Source organism: Halopseudomonas sp. (assembly GCF_041579695.1).
GTDB lineage: Bacteria > Pseudomonadota > Gammaproteobacteria > Pseudomonadales > Pseudomonadaceae > Halopseudomonas.
The window spans coordinates 1-3366 of sequence record NZ_JBFGFI010000160.1 but is presented as its reverse complement, the minus strand read 5'-3'; the positions used below and the strand labels follow the sequence as shown (position 1 = coordinate 3366).

The window sequence follows — 3366 nt, the reverse complement described above, 5'->3', positions numbered from 1 at the left end:
TGAGATCGGCGTAGACGGCACGCTGGAGATCGTGGGTATCGGTTCGCACCCCTCGCGCGGCCTGAAAAAAGGGGTGGTGGTCAATATCGAGTCCACCGTGCAGTCGATTCAGCGCGCGATCGAGGAAGCCGAGCTGATGGCAGGTTGCGAGATTCACTCCGTGTTCGCCGGTATTGCGGGCAATCACATTCGCAGCCTGAACTCGCACGGCATCGTTGCCATCCGGGATCGCGAAGTGGCGCAGGCCGATATCGAGCGGGTGCTCGACGCAGGTCAGGCGGTGGCGATTCCCGCTGACCAGAAGGTGCTGCACATCCTGCCGCAGGAATACGTGATCGATAACCAGGAAGGTGTGCGCGAGCCGCTGGGAATGTCGGGTGTTCGACTGGAGGCCAAGGTGCATCTGGTGACCTGCGCATTGAACGCAGTACAGAACATCGAAAAATGCATTCGCCGCTGCGGTCTGGAAGTCGAGGACGTGATCCTTGAACAGCTGGCTTCCAGCTACGCCGTGCTCACCGAAGACGAGAAAGAGCTCGGCGTGTGTATGGTCGATATCGGCGGTGGCACCACCGATATCGCGATCTTTACCGAGGGTGCGATCCGGCATACCGCGGTGATCCCGATTGCCGGTGACCAGGTCACCAACGATATCGCCATGGCGCTGCGTACACCGACCCAGTACGCCGAAGAGATCAAGATTCGCTACGCCTGTGCGCTGGCCAAGCTGGCCGGCCCGGAGGAAACCATCAAGGTCCCGAGCGTCGGCGAACGGCCGCCGCGTGATTTGTCGCGCCAGGCGCTGGCCGAGGTGGTCGAGCCGCGTTACGACGAGCTGTTCACGCTTATTCAGGCTGAACTGCGTCGCTCGGGATTCGAGGATATGATCCCGGCCGGCATCGTCCTGACCGGTGGAACATCGAAAATGGAAGGCGCGGTAGAACTGGCCGAAGAGATCTTTCACATGCCGGTACGCCTGGGCGTACCGCAGGAATTCAAGGGGCTGACAGATGTGGTGCGCAATCCCATCTACGCCACCAGCGTGGGCCTGCTGCATTACGGCAACCGGCATAACGCCGCTGCCGCGAGCAGCCCCGAAACGAGCAGGGAATCGCCACTGATCCGTATCAAGCGGTGGTTCAAGGGCAATTTTTAAGAGCCGCATAAAAGCGGTCAAGGCCTCGCGCAAGCGAGCATTGCAGTAACGAAACGAAAACGAAACGAGTATGTACTCGAGGAGATGGAACCATGTTTGAATTAATTGATAACGTTCCGCAGAACGCAGTAATCAAGGTTGTTGGTGTCGGTGGTGGTGGCGGTAATGCGTTGCAGCACATGGTCGTCAACAACGTCGAAGGCGTTGAATTCATCTGCGCCAATACCGATGCACAGGCGCTGAAGAATGTCAGCGCCCGCACCATCCTGCAGCTGGGCCCGAACGTGACCAAAGGTCTGGGCGCCGGCGCGAACCCGCTGATCGGCCGCGAAGCCGCAATGGAAGACCGCGAGCGTATTGCCGAAGTGCTGCGCGGAGCCGACATGGTGTTCATTACCGCCGGCATGGGCGGCGGTACCGGTACCGGTGCAGCGCCGATCGTCGCAGAAGTGGCGCGTGAAATGGGCATCCTGACGGTGGCAGTCGTCACCAAGCCGTTCCCGTTCGAAGGCCGCAAGCGCATGCAGATCGCTGAAGAGGGCATTCGTGAGCTGAGTGAGCATGTGGATTCGCTGATCACCATCCCGAACGAGAAGCTGTTGACCGTGCTGGGCAAGGACGCCAGTCTGCTGGCCGCCTTCAGCAAGGCTAACGATGTGCTGCTTGGAGCGGTGCAGGGCATTGCTGACCTGATCATGCGTCCAGGCATGATCAACGTCGACTTTGCCGACGTGAAAACCGTCATGAGCGAAATGGGTATGGCGATGATGGGTACTGGTCATGCCAGTGGCCCCAATCGCGCACGCGAAGCTGCAGAGGCGGCTATCCGCAGTCCGCTGCTGGAAGACGTGAACCTGATGGGCGCACGCGGTATTCTGGTCAACATTACTGCTGGCCCCGATCTGTCCCTGGGTGAGTTCTCCGAAGTTGGCAGTACCGTGGAAGAGTTCGCTTCCGAGACGGCTACCGTGGTTGTCGGTACGGTTATCGATCCGGAACTGCGCGACGAGCTGCGCGTTACCGTAGTTGCCACCGGTCTCGGCGCGCGTATGGACAAGCCGGTCAAGGTGGTCGATAACACCAGCGCTCCGGCCCCGGCTGCCCGCCAGTCACACGACGGCGCAGCACCCAACTATCGGGACCTGGATCGTCCGACAGTGATGCGCAACACTGGAGGTCAGAGCAATAACGCAGCAGCAGCGCGTTTGAGCCAGGCACCGGAAGATCTGGACTACCTGGACATTCCGGCTTTCCTGCGGCGCCAGGCTGATTAACCCGATTCGATAGAGAGGCTCAATCGAGCGGATAGGGCTGATTGGTGTTCAACAAAGGTGGACTTTGCTATTATGCGCGCCACCTTGTTGAAAATAATTCGCAATTTTCGCAACTTGCTCGCAATTACGGCGGAAACATAAAGCATGATCAGACAACGCACACTGAAGAACATCATCCGGGCCACTGGTGTTGGTCTGCATTCGGGTGAGAAAGTTTATCTCACGCTGAAACCGGCGCCGATCGGTACCGGAATCGTGTTCGTCCGTACCGATCTCGACCCTGTGGTCGAGATTCCGGCGCGGGCCGAGTTCGTGGGCGAAACGATGATGTCGACAACCTTGGTCAACAACGGAGCCAAGGTTGATACCGTCGAGCACCTGCTGTCGGCGATGGCTGGCTTGGGCATTGATAATGCCTATGTCGAGCTCAGCGCCTCCGAGGTGCCGATCATGGACGGCAGCGCTGGCCCCTTCGTATTCCTGATCCAGTCCGCTGGTATCGAGGAACAGGACGCCGCCAAACAGTTCATCAGGATCAAGCGCGAAATCACCGTGGAAGAAGATGGCAAGACAGCCAGTTTTCTGCCATTCGAGGGCTTCAAGGTATCTTTTGAGATCGACTTTGACCATCCGGTGTTTCGCGGCCGTAGCCAGTTTGCCTGTGTGGATTTCTCGAGCACTTCCTTTGTGAAGGAAGTTAGCCGTGCCCGGACCTTCGGGTTCATGCGCGACATCGAGCATCTGCGATCCCAGAACCTGGCCTTGGGAGGCAGCGTGGATAACGCCATCGTGGTCGATGAATATCGCGTGCTGAACGAAGACGGCCTGCGTTACGAGGACGAATTCGTCAAGCACAAGATTCTCGACGCGATCGGCGATCTCTATCTATTGGGCAAGAGCCTGGTAGGTGAGTTTCGCGGTCACAAATCAGGTCAC

General features: G+C 58.6%; 3 protein-coding genes. All 3 read left to right on the top strand.

The window, feature by feature from the left end:
• Positions 1 to 1156: cell division protein FtsA (gene ftsA / locus ABYA88_RS15830; RefSeq protein ID WP_373188350.1), on the top strand; the 1156-nt coding region annotated here is incomplete at its 5' end.
• A gap of 92 nt (positions 1157 to 1248) precedes the next feature.
• Positions 1249 to 2430: a cell division protein FtsZ gene (gene ftsZ, locus ABYA88_RS15825; RefSeq protein ID WP_373188349.1), complete on the top strand. Its 1182-nt coding sequence runs from the start codon at positions 1249 to 1251 to the stop codon at positions 2428 to 2430.
• A 144-nt stretch (positions 2431 to 2574) separates the two neighbouring features.
• Positions 2575 to 3366 (top strand): UDP-3-O-acyl-N-acetylglucosamine deacetylase (gene lpxC / locus ABYA88_RS15820; RefSeq protein ID WP_373188348.1); only part of this gene is annotated, 792 nt, incomplete at its 3' end.